Raw genomic sequence first — 13,586 nt, 5'->3', positions numbered from 1 at the left:
ATGGCTGCTCGGGGACGGCCGCTCAGCGGGATGCGGGGAATCTCCCCGGTCCCGTCGTACGTCGTGATGCAGCCGACCACCCTCTGCAACCTCGACTGCGCGTACTGCTACCTGCCGTTGCGGGCGGCGGATCGGCGGATGCCGGTCGCGGTCGCCGAGGCGGTCGCGGCCTCGGTGAACCGCTGGGCGGTGGCCGGCCGGTTCTCGGTGGTGTGGCACGGCGGGGAGCCGCTCGCGGCCGGCCGGGAGCACCTGGCCGCCCTGATCGCCCCGTTCGGCCCGGAGGTCGAGCACCACGTGCAGACCAACGCGACCCTTATCGACGACGCCTGGTGCGAGTTCCTCGCCGCGCACCGGGTGCGGGTCAGCGTGAGCGTGGATGGGCCGCGCGGGCGCAACGGCGACCGTGTCACCCGCGCCGGCCGGCCGGCGTACGACCGGATCGTGCGGGGGGTCGCGGCGCTGCGCCGGCACGGGCTGCCGTTCTCGGCCCTGGCGGTGGTCAACGACCCGGAGCCGGGTCGGGCCGCTGAGCTGTACGACTACTTCCTCGGCCTGGGCTGCGAGGTGCTGGGCGTCAACATCGAGGAGACGGAGGGGGTCAACACCCGGGGCAACGCCCACGACGCGGCCCAGGTGCGAGCGTTCTGGGCGGAGCTGGTGTCCGCCTGGCGTCGCGACCCCCGCATTCACCTGCGCGAGGTGGAGTGGTCGCTGCGGTACGCCGCGGCGGTCCTCGACGGTACGGTCGACGGGCTGCTGCCCCGGCGGCTCGACCCGATCCCCACGGTCGGCCACGACGGGTCGGTGGTCGTGCTCTCCCCGGAGTTGGCCGGCTTCTCCGCCCCCGGGTACGGCGATTTCAGCAGCGGCAACGTGCTGACCACACCGCTGGCCGAGATCCTGGCCAACGCGGAGCGGGCGACCGGCTGGGTGGGTGAGTTCCTGGCCGGTGTGGAGGCGTGCCGGGCGTCCTGCCCGTACTTCGGGTTCTGCGGTGGCGGGCACGCCGCCAACCGTTACTTCGAGCTGGGGCGTTTCGACGGTACGGAGACCGAGCACTGCCGCAACAGCAAGATCCGCTTACTGGAGGGAGTGTTGGACCATGCCCGAAAACACCGGACACCGACAGCCTGAGCGCGTCGGAGGGACCACCGAGGGCCCGGTCGCCGACCGGGTGCTGGATGTCGCAGACGGGCTCGTCGCGCTGCTGCAGGAGGCGGAGGATGCGCGCCGGCTGCGGTCGGAGGCGGCGGGACACGATGGCGCGGGCGCGGTTTGCGCCTGGAACCACTTCGAGAACATCCCGACGTTCTACAACTGGAACAACCGGCCCCGTTGAGGGGCATGACTCCGAGATCAAGGACCTGCCGATCGGTTGGAACGCCGCCGGTGGACAGATCCTTGATCATCGGTTGGTACGCCGGCCCCGGACGGGCACACACGCGAGCACGCGGACTACCGCGTGCTCAACTGCCCCCGGGGGTCAACGGGTTGGGCGGACCCAAGGGTCCGGGTCCTCGTCCGCGTGATCCTCGTCGTCGTCGTCGACATACTCTTTGTAGTCGTCGTCGAAGTCGTGGTTCGACTTACCAGCACCCGCCAGTTCGCGCTGCAAGGCGGTGAGGTCGGTGTTCGGGGAGTGGTACTTCAACTCCCGGGCCACCTTCGTCTGCTTGGCCTTAGCACGGCCGCGCCCCATGGCTCGACCCCCTCGCACAGAATTCGGGGCAGCCCGAAGGCGGGCCCCGATGACGTCAGGCATCTCTCGTGGCTCTTACGGTACATGGGGATGCCGCCCTTCGGCACCTCGGGTTACCGCAGGCCGGCTCCACGCGTCGCAGTCATCCGGCCGTCACCGATCGTATCGAGGTAAGGGGCGGTTGCCGAAGTGCCCGTGACTCCGGGCAGTTGGGCCGTTTCACCCCGATTTCCAGCTTAACGTCACCTGCCCGGCAGCCCTGCCCGGTCGCCCGACCCGGGGCGGTGACCGCCTCCGGGTCGGGCTGTGACCTTCACCGCAGTAGGTGACCCTCACCGCAGGTGGATGGCGCGCAGCCGGCCGACCTCCGCCATCCGGCGCTCGGCGAGTCGGTCCGCCGCCACCGCCGGCGGCACCCCCTCGGCGTCGGCGAGCCGCAGGATCTGCCGCGTGGTGTCGTAGATGCGGGTGGCCCGGAGCTTGGCCCGCTCGAAGTTGAAGCCCTCGATTTCGTCGGCCACCTGGATCACCCCGCCGGCGTTCACCACATAGTCGGGGGCGTAGAGGATGCCCCGTTCGGCGAGCAGCTTCTCGATGCCCGGGTGGGCGAGCTGGTTGTTCGCCGCCCCGGCGACCACCCTCGCCCGTAGCGCCGGCACCGTGTCGTCGTTCAGGGCGCCGCCCAGCGCGCACGGGGCGTACACGTCGATGTCGGCGGCGACGAGGGCGGCGTCGTCGACCAGCTCGACCTGCGGATGGTTGGCGCGCACCCACTCGCGCGGCCGGGGGTCGACGTCGGTCGCCACCACCTCGGCGTGGTCGTCGAGCAGGTGCCGGGTCAGGTGCTTGCCGACCTTGCCCAGCCCGGCCACGCCGACCCGCCTGCCGTTCAGGGTGGGCGCGCCCCAGACGTGTTCGGCGGCGGCCCGCATCCCCTGGAAGACGCCCCAGGCGGTCAGCACCGAGGAGTCCCCGGCACCGCCGTGCTCGACGCTGCGGCCGGTGACGTAGCGGGTCTCCCGGGCGATCACGTCCATGTCCGCCACGTATGTGCCGACGTCGCAGGCGGTGTAGTAGCGGCCGTTCAGCGACTCCACGAAGCGGCCGTACGCGCGCAGCAGCGGCTCGCTTTTGAGCTGCTCCGGGTCGCCCCAGATGACCGCCTTGCCGCCGCCCAGGTCGAGCCCGGCGAGCGCATTCTTGTACGCCATGCCGCGTGACAGGTCGAGCACGTCGGCAAGCGCCGACTCCTCGTCGGCGTATGGGTAGAAGCGGGTGCCGCCGAGCGCGGGGCCGAGCGCGGTGGAGTAGATCCCGATGATCGCGCGCAGGCCGGTCTGCGTGTCCTGGCAGAACACGACCTGCTCGTGGCCGGTGGACGACGGGTCGTCGGTGCTGGTGAAAACGCCCATGGCTGACTCCTGTGACGGTATGCGTCCTTGTGGGACGCGGACCTGGTCGCACGCCGGCGGGATGCTGCCGGTGCTACCGAGCCTAGTATCGGCCGACGCCGTGCCGTCGTCCGCAGCGTGCCCAGGTGCGCGGGCGTCCGGCGGGCCGGTGGGGTGCCGCGCGCGTGACCGGGGGCGCTGTGGGCGTCGGGGTTCCGTCTCGTGGGAGGATCGCGCCGTGCCGTCGCTCTTCGCTTCGTACCTGCGGGTGTACGAGCCGCTGACCGCCTTCGACCGGGACCGCCAGTCCTTCTGGCGGCGCTACGTCCAACAGGGGCGGGCGGTGGCCCCGTCGGAGGGGCCGGTGCGGCAGCGGACGGCGGTCATCGAGGCGCTCGGTGCGGGCTGGACCCGGCTGCCCGACCTGCCCGAGGAGGCGTACGTCCTGGAGGTCGACGACACCCTGCTGGTCTGCCCGTGGAACCTGCGAATCCGGGTGGCCGAGGCGGCGCTGAGCGCCCGCGACGGCGTGCCGTCCGTGCTGGCCGACGCGTTCGTGCCACCGATCCTGGCCGGGCAGGCCAAGGCGGTCGTGGAGGACTGGCGCAGCGGGGCCCGGGTGTTGGAGCACGGCGTCCCGCGGGTGCACGAGCAGATCGCCACCTGGGGGGTGCCGCTGCGCTGGTTCGTGCTGTTCGACTTCGAGGAGCGGGACCTGGTGACCCGGCCCGGGCGGCGCGCGCTGCGGTACCGGACGGAGATCTCCAAGGCTCGCCGCCGGTCGTCCCGGGCGCTGTCGGTGCTGCGCAAGACCGTCGGCGAAGCGCCGATCACCGAGGCGGTGAAGGAGGCCGCGCGCTGGCTGGAGGAGTTCCACCCGCGCTCGGTGGTGGAGCTGGACTACGGCGGCCTGGTCCAGTTGCTCTCCGACGAGGCCCTCGCCGAGGACGATTCCCCGGCTCTCGTCGCGGGTGGCCTCACCGGGCTGTCCAAGGGGGAGGCCGAGGAGGCGTCAGCGGCGTACGACCGGCTCGTCGCGCGGTGGCGGGCGGTCCAGTTGCTGGAGCGGTGCAACTAGCGCTGACCTGGGTAAAGACCTACCCAAGGGGGAACAAACCGCCCATGGAACCGCTCCCAAGGTGAGGTTGGCTCGTAATTGGAGCATCACGACCAGTGATTATGAGTCCGAATAAGGTGGTTTCTGACGTGTATTAGTCGTATAAATCGGGCATGGTTCATCCGTCCGTCTAGGGACCTTCGGCCGTTCGGCCCATGTCGGACATCGGGGACTAGCCGGACCATGGGAGACGCGTCGGCCGGCGGGACCCCGGCCGATGTCTATACCTGTGGAGGAGTGACCGATATGGCATCGCGAACGCACGAACCGGAGCCGCTGCTCACACCGGCCGAGGTGGCGTCGATGTTCCGTGTCGACCCGAAGACGGTGACCCGGTGGGCCAAGGCTGGCAAGCTCAGTGCCATCCGCACCCTGGGCGGCCACCGCCGTTACCGCGAGTCGGAGGTTCGCGCCCTGCTGCAGGGGCAGATCCCCCAGCAACGCCAGGGGGACTGACCCGCCGGGAAGTCCTTCAGAAGTTTTCGTTCCGATCAGGGGCGGCAGATCGCATCTGCCGCCCCTGATCCGTGTCCGGCCCGGGGCTTCAGGTCGCCGGGCTGCTTTGCTCGCCTTCGAGGCCCTGCCCTCTCAGCAGTTCGCTTCCCTCCGGGATTTCGCGCCTCACCCGCTCTGCTCGGCTCCGGGGTCGGCCTGCTCGGCGAGGGTCAGCCGGATGCCCACCGTGCCGCCCTCGCCCCGGCGTAGCCGGCTACCCAGCAGGCTGAGGCGGCCCAACAGCCGGTACTTCTGCTTCAGCAACTCGCGGATTCGCAGGGTACCCGCCGGATCACAGATCGTCGCCCGGCCGGCCACCGCCGCGCCGTGCGGGCGGCCCCGCACGTCGCACGGGGCGACCGTGACCTCGCCGCTGCGCCGGATGCGTTTCACCTTGCCGGAATCAGAGGCGGTCCACGCGGCGAGCGCGTCACCGTCGCGGACCACCCACACCGGTGTGGGCACAGCCCGCCCGTCCCTGCGGAACGTGGTCAACAGTACGTACTTCTCGGCACCCAGCCGGTCCAAGGTGGTCACGCCGACAGGATACGGCCGAGCGGCCGGACCGCAGCGGGGATAGCGTGAACCCTATGACCGGGGAACCCAGGATCGGCGACGTCTTCGGCGAGCTGCTGCGGGACGCCCTCGCCGTGGCCAGCGGCAGCGGCGCCCGGCCGCTGGCCGGTGGGCGGCTGCCCCGGCCGGTCGTGGAGGTCATCGAGCGGGACGACGGCCTGATCAACGGTGCCCCCGCCGCCCACTACCTGGCCGGCCCCGAGGACTGGCAGCCGTACGACCACCGGGCCGTGGACCGGGTGCGCGGCGAGACGCTGGACGTCGGCGTCGGCGCCGGCCGGATCGCGCTGTTGCTTCAGGAGCGCGGCGTGCCGGTGACCGGTCTGGACACCTCGCTCGGGGCGCTGAAGGTGTGCCGACGGCGCGGCGTGCGGGACCTGGTGCACGGCACGGTCGACGAGCACGTCGCCGACGGCCGGCGGTACGACACCTTCCTGCTGCTCGGCAACAACCTCGGGCTCTTGGAGGGGCGGGAGCGCGCGCCCGCGTTCCTCGCCGCGTTGGCCGCGCTCGCCCGGCCCGGGGCGCAGGTCATCGCGCACGGCACCGACCCGTACGGCACCAGCGACCCGGTGCACACCGGCTACCACGAGCGCAACCGGCGGCGCCGCCGGCTCGGCGGCCAGCTACGGCTGCGGCTGCGCTACCGCGAGCTGGGCACCGAGTGGTTCGACTACCTGGTCTGCTCCGTGGCCGAGCTGGCCGACCTGGTGCGGGGCACCCCGTGGCGGCTGGCCGACGTGGACGACCGGGACGCCCCGTACTACCTGGCGACGCTGACCCTGACCGGCTGAGCGCGCCGCTACGTCCCTGGGGCGTGGCCGAGAGCCGGGCGCGGGCGTTAGCAGGGGCCCCCTGTCAACGTCCGCGTTAACAGGGGGCCCCTGCTATGCAGAATGCGTTAACAGGGGCCCTTCCTTGCATCTCAGACCTGGACGGTCGGGGGGAGCTGCTCGGGCGGAAGGCCGCCGTCGCCGTCGACGACCTCGTCGGGAGTGCCGTCCTCGTCGAGGTCGACCATCGTGATGTCCACCTTGCCGTCACCGTCGGTGTCGAACTGGAAAAGGTCGGCCCGGCCGTCGCCGTCGGTGTCGACCACCCAGACGTCGGTCTTCCCGTCGTTGTTGGTGTCCGCGCGGAGCAGGTCGACCCGCTCGTCGCCCCGGGTTTCCACGGTCTCGGTGCTCTCCACACTCTCCGGTGCCTGGCTCATGTCGGGTCCTTCCCTCGGTTGACGGCCGTCCTTACCCGGATCGACGCGCCCCCACGCATCCGCCGAGTGGCGGTGCTGCATAGGGTCGCACCCATGAGCCAGCGGAGCGAGCGCCTGGGCACGGCGGAGACCCCGCGCGCCGGGCGGAGCGAGGAGACGTCATGAGCGGTCGGTTTGTCGTCGTCGGGGCCGGCACGATGGGCCTCGGCATCGCCTACGTGGCGACCGGCGCGGGGTACCGCGTCGAGCTGGTGGAGGTCGACGCGGGCCGGGCGACCGCCGCCGGGGCGCGGCTCGGCGAGCTGTGGGAGCGGGCGGTCCAGCGCGGAAGGCTCACCGCCGACGAGGCGACGGCCAACCGGGAGCGGCTGACGCTGCGCGGGTCCCTCGGCGAGATCACGCCCGCGCCGGACGTGGTGGTGGAGGCCGTCCCCGAGCGGCTCGACCTCAAGCGGGCGGTGCTGCGCGACGCCGCCGCCCTGCGTCCCGCGCTGCTCGGCAGCAACACCTCCAGCATCGCCATCGGCGAGCTGGCCGCCGGGCTGGACCGTCCCGAGCGCTTCCTCGGCCTGCACTTCTTCAACCCGGTCTGGGCCATGGCGCTGCTGGAGATCGTGGTGGGCCCGGCCACCGCCGACGAGACCACCGCGGCGGCCGTCGCGCTCGCCGGCCGGCTCGGCAAGGACCCCGTCGTGGTACGCGACCTGCCCGGCTTCGCCACCTCCCGGCTCGGGGTGACCCTCGGTTTGGAGGCGATCCGGATGGTCGCCGACGGGGTGGCCAGCCCCGCCGGTATCGACAAGGCCATGGTGCTCGGCTACCGACACCCGGTCGGCCCGCTGGAGCTGACCGACCTGGTCGGGCTGGACGTCCGGCTCGACATCGCCCGCACCCTCCAGGTCGCGTACGGGGACCGGTTCGCGCCCCCGCCGCTGCTGGAGCGGATGGTCGCCGAGGGGAAGCTGGGTCGCAAGTCCGGGCAGGGCTTCTACCGATGGGACGAGGGCGGGAAGCGGTGAGCGGGCTGCGGATCGAGGAGCGTCCCGACCGGCTGGTGGTGACGCTGGACCGGCCCGAGAAGCGCAACGCGATCGACGCCGAGCTGATCGCCGAGCTGCACGCCGTCTGCGCCGAGTTGGAGGCCCGGCCCCGGCTGCTGCTGCTCACCGGCGGCACCGAGGGCATATTCGCCGGCGGGGCGGACATCGGCCAGCTTCGCGGGCGCGGCCGGCTCGACGCGCTCGCCGCGATCAACTCCGCCGCGTTCGCCCGGGTCCGGGCGTTGCCGATGCCGACCGTCGCCGCCGTGGACGGGCCGGCGCTGGGCGGCGGGGCCGAGCTTGCGTACGCGTGTGACCTGCGGTTGTGCACGGCGCGCGCCGTCTTCGGGCAGCCCGAGGTGCGGCTGGGCATCCTGGCCGGCGCGGGCGCGACCCACCGGCTGCCGGCGCTCGTCGGTGAGGCCCGGGCCAAGGAACTGCTCTTCACCGGCCGTCGGGTGGACGCCGCAGAGGCGCTGCGGATCGGCCTGGTCAACCGGGTGGTCGACGAGCCGGCCGAGCTGCTGCCCGCCGCGCACGGGCTGCTCGACGAGATGGCCAAGGGCTCCGCGCTGGCGCTGCGGCTGACCAAGCTGGCCGTGGACGCGCCTCCGGCCGCCCATCCGCACCTCGACCTGGTCAGCCAGGCGGTGCTGTTCGAGGACGAGGAGAAGCGGCGGCGGATGACCGAGTTCCTGGAGCGCCGCCGGAGCCGCTGATCCGCCGCCACGACCGCCGAGGCCGCGCTGGCTCCCCGCCGGAACCGCCGAGGCCGCCGGCCCCCGCCGGAACCGCGACGGCCGCCCCCGCGAGCGATCCTGCGGGGGCGGCCGTCGGTGCGGTCGGGTGCCGTCAGTGCTGGATCTGCACCCCGGAGTCGGCCAGCGCCCGGATCACCTGCGCGGACTCGCCGAAGCCGATGACCAACACCGCGTCCGCGCCATACGCCTTGATCTCGCGGGCCCCGGCGGTGAAGTCCAGCGGCGGGGCCTTCGCGTCGGCCGGCGGCTCGTACGTCAGCAGCTTCACCCGGTCGCCGTCCAGCCCGGCCCGCTCCAGCTCGGCGCGGACGTTTTCCTGGAGGCCCTCGCCGTAGGAGTCCTTTCGCGCGACCAGGGCGATCCGGTGCGGCCCGTCACGCAGGATCACGTCGGCCAGGGCGCGCCCCTGGAGGCTGTCCGGTGGGGCGGTACGGAAGTAGAGCCCCTTGTCCTCGACCGCGGTCAGCCCGGCGTCGGTGTTGGACGGCGAGAAGAGCACCAGGCCGGCGGCCACCACGTCGGGCAGGACGGCCCGGGAGATGCCCGAGGCACCGGCGCCGATGATGACGTGCACGCCCTCCTGGATGTGCTTCGCCACGGTGGCCTTCGCGACGGACGGGTTCGTGCCGTCGTCACCGTCGACCCAGACCACGTCCTCACCGAGCACCCCGCCCGCTGCGTTGATCTCCTTGACGGCGAGCGCGGCTCCGGCGGCCAGCGGCGGGTACGCGAGGGCCAGGTCGCCGGTGCGCGGCAGCAGCCCGCCCAGGACCAGTGGCGCCGAGTGGGCCCTCGCGCCGCGCTGCCGTTGCGGCCGGGGCGGGTTCTTGGTGCTCGCCGCCGAGTCGTCACCGGCGCCGACGAACTCGGTCTTGCCGTCGTCGATCTTCTGCTGGCCGAAGGTCAAGGTGGCGTAGCTGGCCGTGGCCGGCTCCCCGGCGTCGGTGAACCCGGCCCGGTTGAGCGATACGCCCCGGTACTCGATGTCCCGGCCGTCCCGCGCGAGCCGCAGGCAGTCCGCCGGCTTCTCGCACCGCTGGCCGTTGTTGGTGACACCGACGATCTGCTTGGCGATCGCGGCCGGCTCGGTGGTGCCGGCAAGCTGCGCGGCCAGGGCACTGATCATGACCGCGTCGTACGACTCGGCGGAGTAGAGGTAGTCCGTCAGCTTCGAGTTGACGCTGCGGAGGCGGTTCTTGAAGGAGTCCGGCAACGGCGTGAGCGGGGTCGTGCCCTTCATACCGTCGAGCAGGTCGGCGCGCTCCTTAAACTCCACGGCGTACGCGTTGGTCATGTTGCCGTCGGTGCCGTAGAGGCGGACCTGTGGGGTGGTGGTCGCCTCCTTGGAGTCGTCGGTGCCGCAGCCGGCACCGGCGAGGAGCAGCGCCCCGCAGGCCGCCAGGGCGGCGACGCGCGAGCCGGGTGATACGAGCATGGTCGTCCTTCCTCCGGGAAAGGTCCGCTGCGCACATTAGCGTGCCTGGCTGGCCGGCGGGACCGTGGAGGCGAGCCAAACGCCTGCTAGCCCTGTGTGTGCACGGAGGGTCACGGGTTCGCGCTCTCGGGTGGTCACCGCTTGACCACCCGACGTACAGTTCGGCGGGTGACGGACGTACCGCAGCAGACGCTGGACGACGCGACCGCCGTGCTCCACTCGGCCCTGACCGGGGACGGCGAGGCGGTGGTGGGCACCTTCGACGAGGTGGTCGACCGGTCCGGCCTGGCCGGCGCGTACGGGGTCGCCTGGTGCCTCGCGGCCACCATGGTCGGGGACGTGCCTGCCCACGGCGGCGCGGCGCTGGAGTTCCCCGGCATCGACGAGGCCGGCTACGACACCCGCTGGGTGGCGCGCTTCGTCAGCGCGTACGCCAACGCCGACGCGGACACGGGGGAGGCGCTCTTCGGTGCGGCGGTCGCCGACGGCCTGCTGCCGGACTGCCTGCTCACCCTCGCCGGCTCGACGGTGGCGACCCTGCGCAGCCGGGCCGCTTGACACCCGGCCCGGCCCGGGGGGACGGGCGCCGGGGCTCCGCCGGTCAGAACGCGTGGTACGCGATCAGCGGCTCGTACTCGTAGCGCAGGTTCGAGAAGCGGACCCGGAAGTTCACCCCGTCGCGGACGTTGGTGGCCACCGTCGTCCACCCCGAGTTCGCGGGGAGGTAGGTCCAGTAGTTGCAGTTGTTGGTCTTGTCGACGAAGACCACGCACGCCTGGGTGCCGAAGCTGCTCGCGTTCCGGACGTTGATGTCCGCGCAGCGGCTGGTGGTCCGGTAGGTGCCGGCCTCTCCGCCCCAGCCTCCGGTCTGGAAATACGAGCGCACCGCGCCGCCGTAGCAGGTGGTGAGCGTGCCGGTGAGGTTGTCGGCGGGTAACGGGGCGGCGACGGCGGGCGCGGCGAGGGCGAACGCCGACACGGCCGCAGCCGTCGAGGTGGACAGCAGGCGGACGACCGGGGACGACATGGGTGCCTCCAACGGGTTGCTGACCGTCCAGGTGGGACGGCCGACCGGCCATGGCAATGATACTGGTCGATCTCGGCGGCGTCGGGCGGCCGTGGCAGGGTCGATGTGATAGCTCTGGTGGCATGTCGCAGGCCATGCTCGCCAAGGTGCGCAAGCTGCTGGCGAAGGCGGAGGACCCGGCCTGCACGCCGCAGGAGTCCGCCGCCTTCACCGCCAAGGCCACCGAGCTGATCGCCCGCTACGGCGTGGACCGGGCCCTCCTGGCGGCCCGCGACCCGGCCACCGACCCGGTCGGCGACCGGGTGGTCGAGGTCGTCGCCCCGTACGCCCGGGACAAGGCCGGCCTGCTCGCCGCCGTCGCCGACCCGCTGCGCTGCCGGTGCGTGCGCCGCCGGCACGGTGACGGCTTCGCGATGCACCTCTTCGGCTTCGCCAGCGACCTGGAGCGGGTCGACCTGCTCTACACCTCGCTGCTGGTGCAGGCCGCGCACGGGCTGGCCGGCGCCGCCGTCCCGGCGGGCGAGCACCTGGCCGCGTTCCGGCGGTCCTGGCTCGCCGGGTTCGCCCAGGTGGTCGGCGGGCGGTTGGCAGCGGCGGAGGCCGGCGCGGTGGCCGACTCGGGCGGGCCCTCCGTCGCGCTGGTGCTGGCCGACCGCTCGGACCAGGTCCAGCGCCGGGTCACCGAGGTCTACCCCCGGCTGCGCACGGCCGCACCGAGGCGGCTCGGCGGCACCGGGTTCGGCTCGGGCGCGGCGGCGGGCCGCCGCGCCGACCTGGGCGGCCGGGGAGTGCCCCCCGCCTCTCGGCCGGCTCGGGGCCTCACCCGCTGACCGGCGCGGGGCCGCTGGCGGTCCGCAGGGGGTGCCAACCATGGCGGGTGGAGCCGATCGGGTACGCGGCGGAGCCGGGCCGGGTCAGGCATCAGGGTGCAGGACCGAGGACAGGTACCGGGAGAGCAGTTCGTGCCAGCCCGCCGTGAGCGCCTGCCGGTACCCCTCGGCGGCCTCGCCGTGCCGGTCGAAGTGTCGGTGCTCGACCTCCACCCGGGTCTGCTCCGGGCCCTCGGGAAGGAACAACACCTCGACCTCGCTGGCCTGCGCCGGGTCGGGGACCGGTACCCGGTCCGGCCCGATCTGCCAGACGAACACCAGGCGGCGGGGCGGGTCCCAGGTGAGCACCCGGCCCCAGTCGGCGCGGAAACCGTGCGGGCCGATTTCGTAGAGCATGCCGCCGGCGTGCGGCTCGATGCCCAACTCGGCAAGCGCGGCCGGCCCGGACCAGGTGTATTCCGGCACCCACCAGTCGGTGAGGGCCCCCGTGAAGACCGCGAAGGCTCGCTCGGCGGAGGCGGGAACGAGGAGACTGCTGCGGAGCGAGTACTGGGCGACGTCCTGCCGGACGGTTGTCGGACCGTCGATCTCCTGTCCCATAGGCCCGGACCATACCGGCTGGTGCCTTGGAGTGCAGCTTGCATGGTGCCGGTATCCGGACCCGATGCGCTCGGATGCCGGACAGTCGCGCCGAGTGGTCTGACGCCGCCAGCGAGGGGGATCTTGGAGGTCGGGGGTTCCTCCGGGGGCCGGGACCGTTCAGGATGTGCCCGAGTGCCCCATCGCTGAAACGGGGCCGACGCGACTGGCACCGCAAAAGCAAGATCCCCACCCGCGTTTCCGCTGGTGGGGACCTCTGTAGCCCGGCGAAAGGCTATGTGGCCAGGGGCGGGGTCGAACCGCCGACCTTCCGATTTTCAGTCGGACGCTCGTACCAACTGAGCTACCTGGCCGTGCTGCTCGGCTCATCGTACCCAAGCGGCGGAGTCACCGTCGGTAGGGCACCTGCTCCGATAACGCAGAACGCCGCGCATCTTACGCGCGGCGTCAGCGCTTGCGGTCCTGACGGGACTTGAACCCGCGACCTCCGCCTTGACAGGGCGGCGAGCACTCCGACTGCTCCACAGGACCTTGCTGGTGTTACCGGTGTTGCTCCGGCTTGCGCCGGTCGTGCCCCCAACGGGATTCGAACCCGTGCTACCGCCTTGAAAGGGCGGCGTCCTGGGCCGCTAGACGATGAGGGCGGCCCCGCCATCATTGCACACTCGCAACTTCTAGCGGACTTGCTCCCATCCGGCCCCGCCGGAGGCTTGGAAAGCATACGTGACGGGCGGCCCGCGAAACAAATCGGTATGGCCGGGGGCGCAATCGGCTGCAAAACGGCAGTTCACGGGCGGTCTAGCCGAGCCGGGTGAGCCCGTAGCGCCGCTGCAGGTCGCCGATCAGGCGAGCGCAGGCGGCGACCGTGGCGGCCCGGTTCCCGCCCCCGTCGTGCATCAGCACGACCGAGCCTGGCCTGGCCGCGCCGGTGACCCGTTTCGTGATCGTCGGGGCGGTCGGCTTCGCCCAGTCCTGCGGGTCGACGCTCCAGTGCAGCGATCGCATGCCGAGCTGCTTCGCCACCGTTACCACCTCGGGGGTCCACCGCCCACCCGGCTGGCGGTAGAGGGACACCTTGGCCCCTGGCGCGGCCGCCTGGATGGCGCGGTTGGTGCGCGTCAGGTCGGCGCGGATCTCGACGACCGGCCGCCGGCCGAGGTCGATGTCGTGCCGCCAGCTGTGGTTGCAGAGTTGGTGACCCTCGCGGGCGATCCGGGCGACCAGCTGCGGGTGCTTTCGTACCTGCGTGCCGACCACGCAGAAGATGGCTTTCGCCCCAGCCGCCCGGAGCTGGTCGAGGATCTTCGGCGTCCACGTCGGGTCGGGCCCGTCGTCGAAGGTCAACGCCACCGCCCGGCCGCCCGTGGTCCGGCGCAGCCCGGCCGGGAGGGCGGTGGGG

Annotated in this window: 17 protein-coding genes and 3 tRNA genes; 9 read left to right on the top strand and 11 right to left on the bottom strand. The window is 72.4% G+C overall.

Going from position 1 to position 13,586, the window contains the following annotated elements; translation table 11 throughout:
• Positions 1-30 precede the first annotated feature (30 nt).
• The gene (gene amcB / locus E1258_RS03495) at positions 31-1,137 is read left to right on the top strand and encodes a cyclophane-forming radical SAM peptide maturase AmcB (protein ID WP_305847262.1); all 1,107 of its coding nucleotides are present in this window, start codon (positions 31-33) and stop codon (positions 1,135-1,137) included.
• Complete coding sequence (amcA, locus tag E1258_RS03490; RefSeq protein WP_132396756.1) at positions 1,106-1,342, top strand: multiple cyclophane-containing RiPP AmcA; 237 nt, start codon at positions 1,106-1,108, stop codon at positions 1,340-1,342. Before amcB ends, amcA begins: the two co-directional genes overlap by 32 nt.
• Positions 1,343-1,486: 144 nt before the next feature.
• Here the strand turns inward: amcA and E1258_RS03485 are convergent, their stop codons facing one another.
• Both E1258_RS03485 and E1258_RS03480 read right to left on the bottom strand, forming a co-directional pair.
• Positions 1,487-1,702: a DUF3073 domain-containing protein gene (locus E1258_RS03485; RefSeq protein WP_036373645.1), complete on the bottom strand. Its 216-nt coding sequence runs from the start codon at positions 1,700-1,702 to the stop codon at positions 1,487-1,489.
• 332 nt (positions 1,703-2,034) lie between these two features.
• The gene (locus E1258_RS03480) at positions 2,035-3,114 is read right to left on the bottom strand and encodes a Glu/Leu/Phe/Val dehydrogenase (RefSeq protein WP_132396754.1); all 1,080 of its coding nucleotides are present in this window, start codon (positions 3,112-3,114) and stop codon (positions 2,035-2,037) included.
• A 217-nt stretch (positions 3,115-3,331) separates the two neighbouring features.
• Here E1258_RS03480 and E1258_RS03475 point away from each other — a divergent pair, with 217 nt between their 5' ends.
• Positions 3,332-4,171, top strand: a complete 840-nt coding sequence (locus E1258_RS03475; protein ID WP_132396752.1) for a hypothetical protein — start codon at positions 3,332-3,334, stop codon at positions 4,169-4,171.
• Between the two features lie 285 nt (positions 4,172-4,456).
• Positions 4,457-4,666 carry a BldC family transcriptional regulator gene (locus tag E1258_RS03470; protein ID WP_007073996.1) on the top strand — a complete coding sequence of 70 codons (210 nt, stop codon included), beginning with the start codon at positions 4,457-4,459 and terminating at the stop codon, positions 4,664-4,666.
• Between the two features lie 165 nt (positions 4,667-4,831).
• Here the strand turns inward: E1258_RS03470 and E1258_RS03465 are convergent, their stop codons facing one another.
• Positions 4,832-5,242, bottom strand: coding sequence for a PPOX class F420-dependent oxidoreductase (locus E1258_RS03465; RefSeq protein WP_132396750.1), 411 nt, complete (start codon positions 5,240-5,242; stop codon positions 4,832-4,834).
• Positions 5,243-5,295: 53 nt separating this feature from the next.
• On the opposite strand from E1258_RS03465, the gene E1258_RS03460 reads away from it, so the two are divergent.
• Complete coding sequence (locus tag E1258_RS03460; RefSeq protein ID WP_132396748.1) at positions 5,296-6,075, top strand: bifunctional 2-polyprenyl-6-hydroxyphenol methylase/3-demethylubiquinol 3-O-methyltransferase UbiG; 780 nt, start codon at positions 5,296-5,298, stop codon at positions 6,073-6,075.
• A gap of 131 nt (positions 6,076-6,206) precedes the next feature.
• On the opposite strand, the gene E1258_RS03455 is transcribed toward E1258_RS03460, so the two are convergent.
• Complete coding sequence (locus tag E1258_RS03455; protein ID WP_132396746.1) at positions 6,207-6,494, bottom strand: hypothetical protein; 288 nt, start codon at positions 6,492-6,494, stop codon at positions 6,207-6,209.
• Between the two features lie 161 nt (positions 6,495-6,655).
• Here E1258_RS03455 and E1258_RS03450 point away from each other — a divergent pair, with 161 nt between their 5' ends.
• Both E1258_RS03450 and E1258_RS03445 read left to right on the top strand, forming a co-directional pair.
• Positions 6,656-7,513: a 3-hydroxyacyl-CoA dehydrogenase family protein gene (locus E1258_RS03450; protein ID WP_132396744.1), complete on the top strand. Its 858-nt coding sequence runs from the start codon at positions 6,656-6,658 to the stop codon at positions 7,511-7,513.
• Complete coding sequence (locus tag E1258_RS03445; protein WP_207919379.1) at positions 7,510-8,253, top strand: enoyl-CoA hydratase/isomerase family protein; 744 nt, start codon at positions 7,510-7,512, stop codon at positions 8,251-8,253. Before E1258_RS03450 ends, E1258_RS03445 begins: the two co-directional genes overlap by 4 nt.
• A 133-nt stretch (positions 8,254-8,386) precedes the next feature.
• Here E1258_RS03445 and E1258_RS03440 read toward each other — a convergent pair whose 3' ends face one another.
• A complete protein-coding gene (locus tag E1258_RS03440) occupies positions 8,387-9,730 on the bottom strand; it encodes an ABC transporter substrate-binding protein (protein ID WP_132396740.1) in 1,344 nt (447 codons plus the stop codon).
• Positions 9,731-9,898: 168 nt separating this feature from the next.
• On the opposite strand from E1258_RS03440, the gene E1258_RS03435 reads away from it, so the two are divergent.
• Positions 9,899-10,288 (top strand): hypothetical protein, encoded by a 390-nt coding sequence (locus tag E1258_RS03435; protein ID WP_132396738.1) that lies wholly within the window; start codon positions 9,899-9,901, stop codon positions 10,286-10,288.
• A gap of 43 nt (positions 10,289-10,331) precedes the next feature.
• Here the strand turns inward: E1258_RS03435 and E1258_RS03430 are convergent, their stop codons facing one another.
• Entirely contained in the window at positions 10,332-10,757 is a 426-nt protein-coding gene (locus tag E1258_RS03430) for a hypothetical protein (RefSeq protein WP_132396736.1), read from the bottom strand.
• Positions 10,758-10,879: 122 nt separating this feature from the next.
• Between E1258_RS03430 and E1258_RS03425 the strand changes: the two genes are divergently transcribed.
• Entirely contained in the window at positions 10,880-11,587 is a 708-nt protein-coding gene (locus tag E1258_RS03425; protein WP_132396734.1) for a DUF2786 domain-containing protein, read from the top strand.
• Positions 11,588-11,671: 84 nt separating this feature from the next.
• Here the strand turns inward: E1258_RS03425 and E1258_RS03420 are convergent, their stop codons facing one another.
• From E1258_RS03420 to E1258_RS03400, 5 genes are all read right to left on the bottom strand, one after another.
• Positions 11,672-12,187, bottom strand: coding sequence for an SRPBCC family protein (locus tag E1258_RS03420; RefSeq protein ID WP_132396732.1), 516 nt, complete (start codon positions 12,185-12,187; stop codon positions 11,672-11,674).
• Positions 12,188-12,466: 279 nt separating this feature from the next.
• A tRNA-Phe gene (locus tag E1258_RS03415) sits at positions 12,467-12,540 on the bottom strand.
• Between the two features lie 104 nt (positions 12,541-12,644).
• Positions 12,645-12,718, bottom strand: a tRNA-Asp gene (locus E1258_RS03410).
• A gap of 40 nt (positions 12,719-12,758) precedes the next feature.
• Positions 12,759-12,831 (bottom strand) — tRNA-Glu (locus E1258_RS03405).
• Between the two features lie 154 nt (positions 12,832-12,985).
• A partial coding sequence (locus E1258_RS03400) for a polysaccharide deacetylase family protein (RefSeq protein WP_132396730.1) occupies positions 12,986-13,586 on the bottom strand: 601 nt, incomplete at its 5' end.

This window comes from Micromonospora sp. KC207 (assembly GCF_004348615.1).
Taxonomy (GTDB): Bacteria; Actinomycetota; Actinomycetes; order Mycobacteriales; family Micromonosporaceae; genus Micromonospora.
The sequence above is the reverse complement of the archived record's forward strand: the minus strand, read 5'-3'. Positions and strand labels throughout refer to the sequence as shown.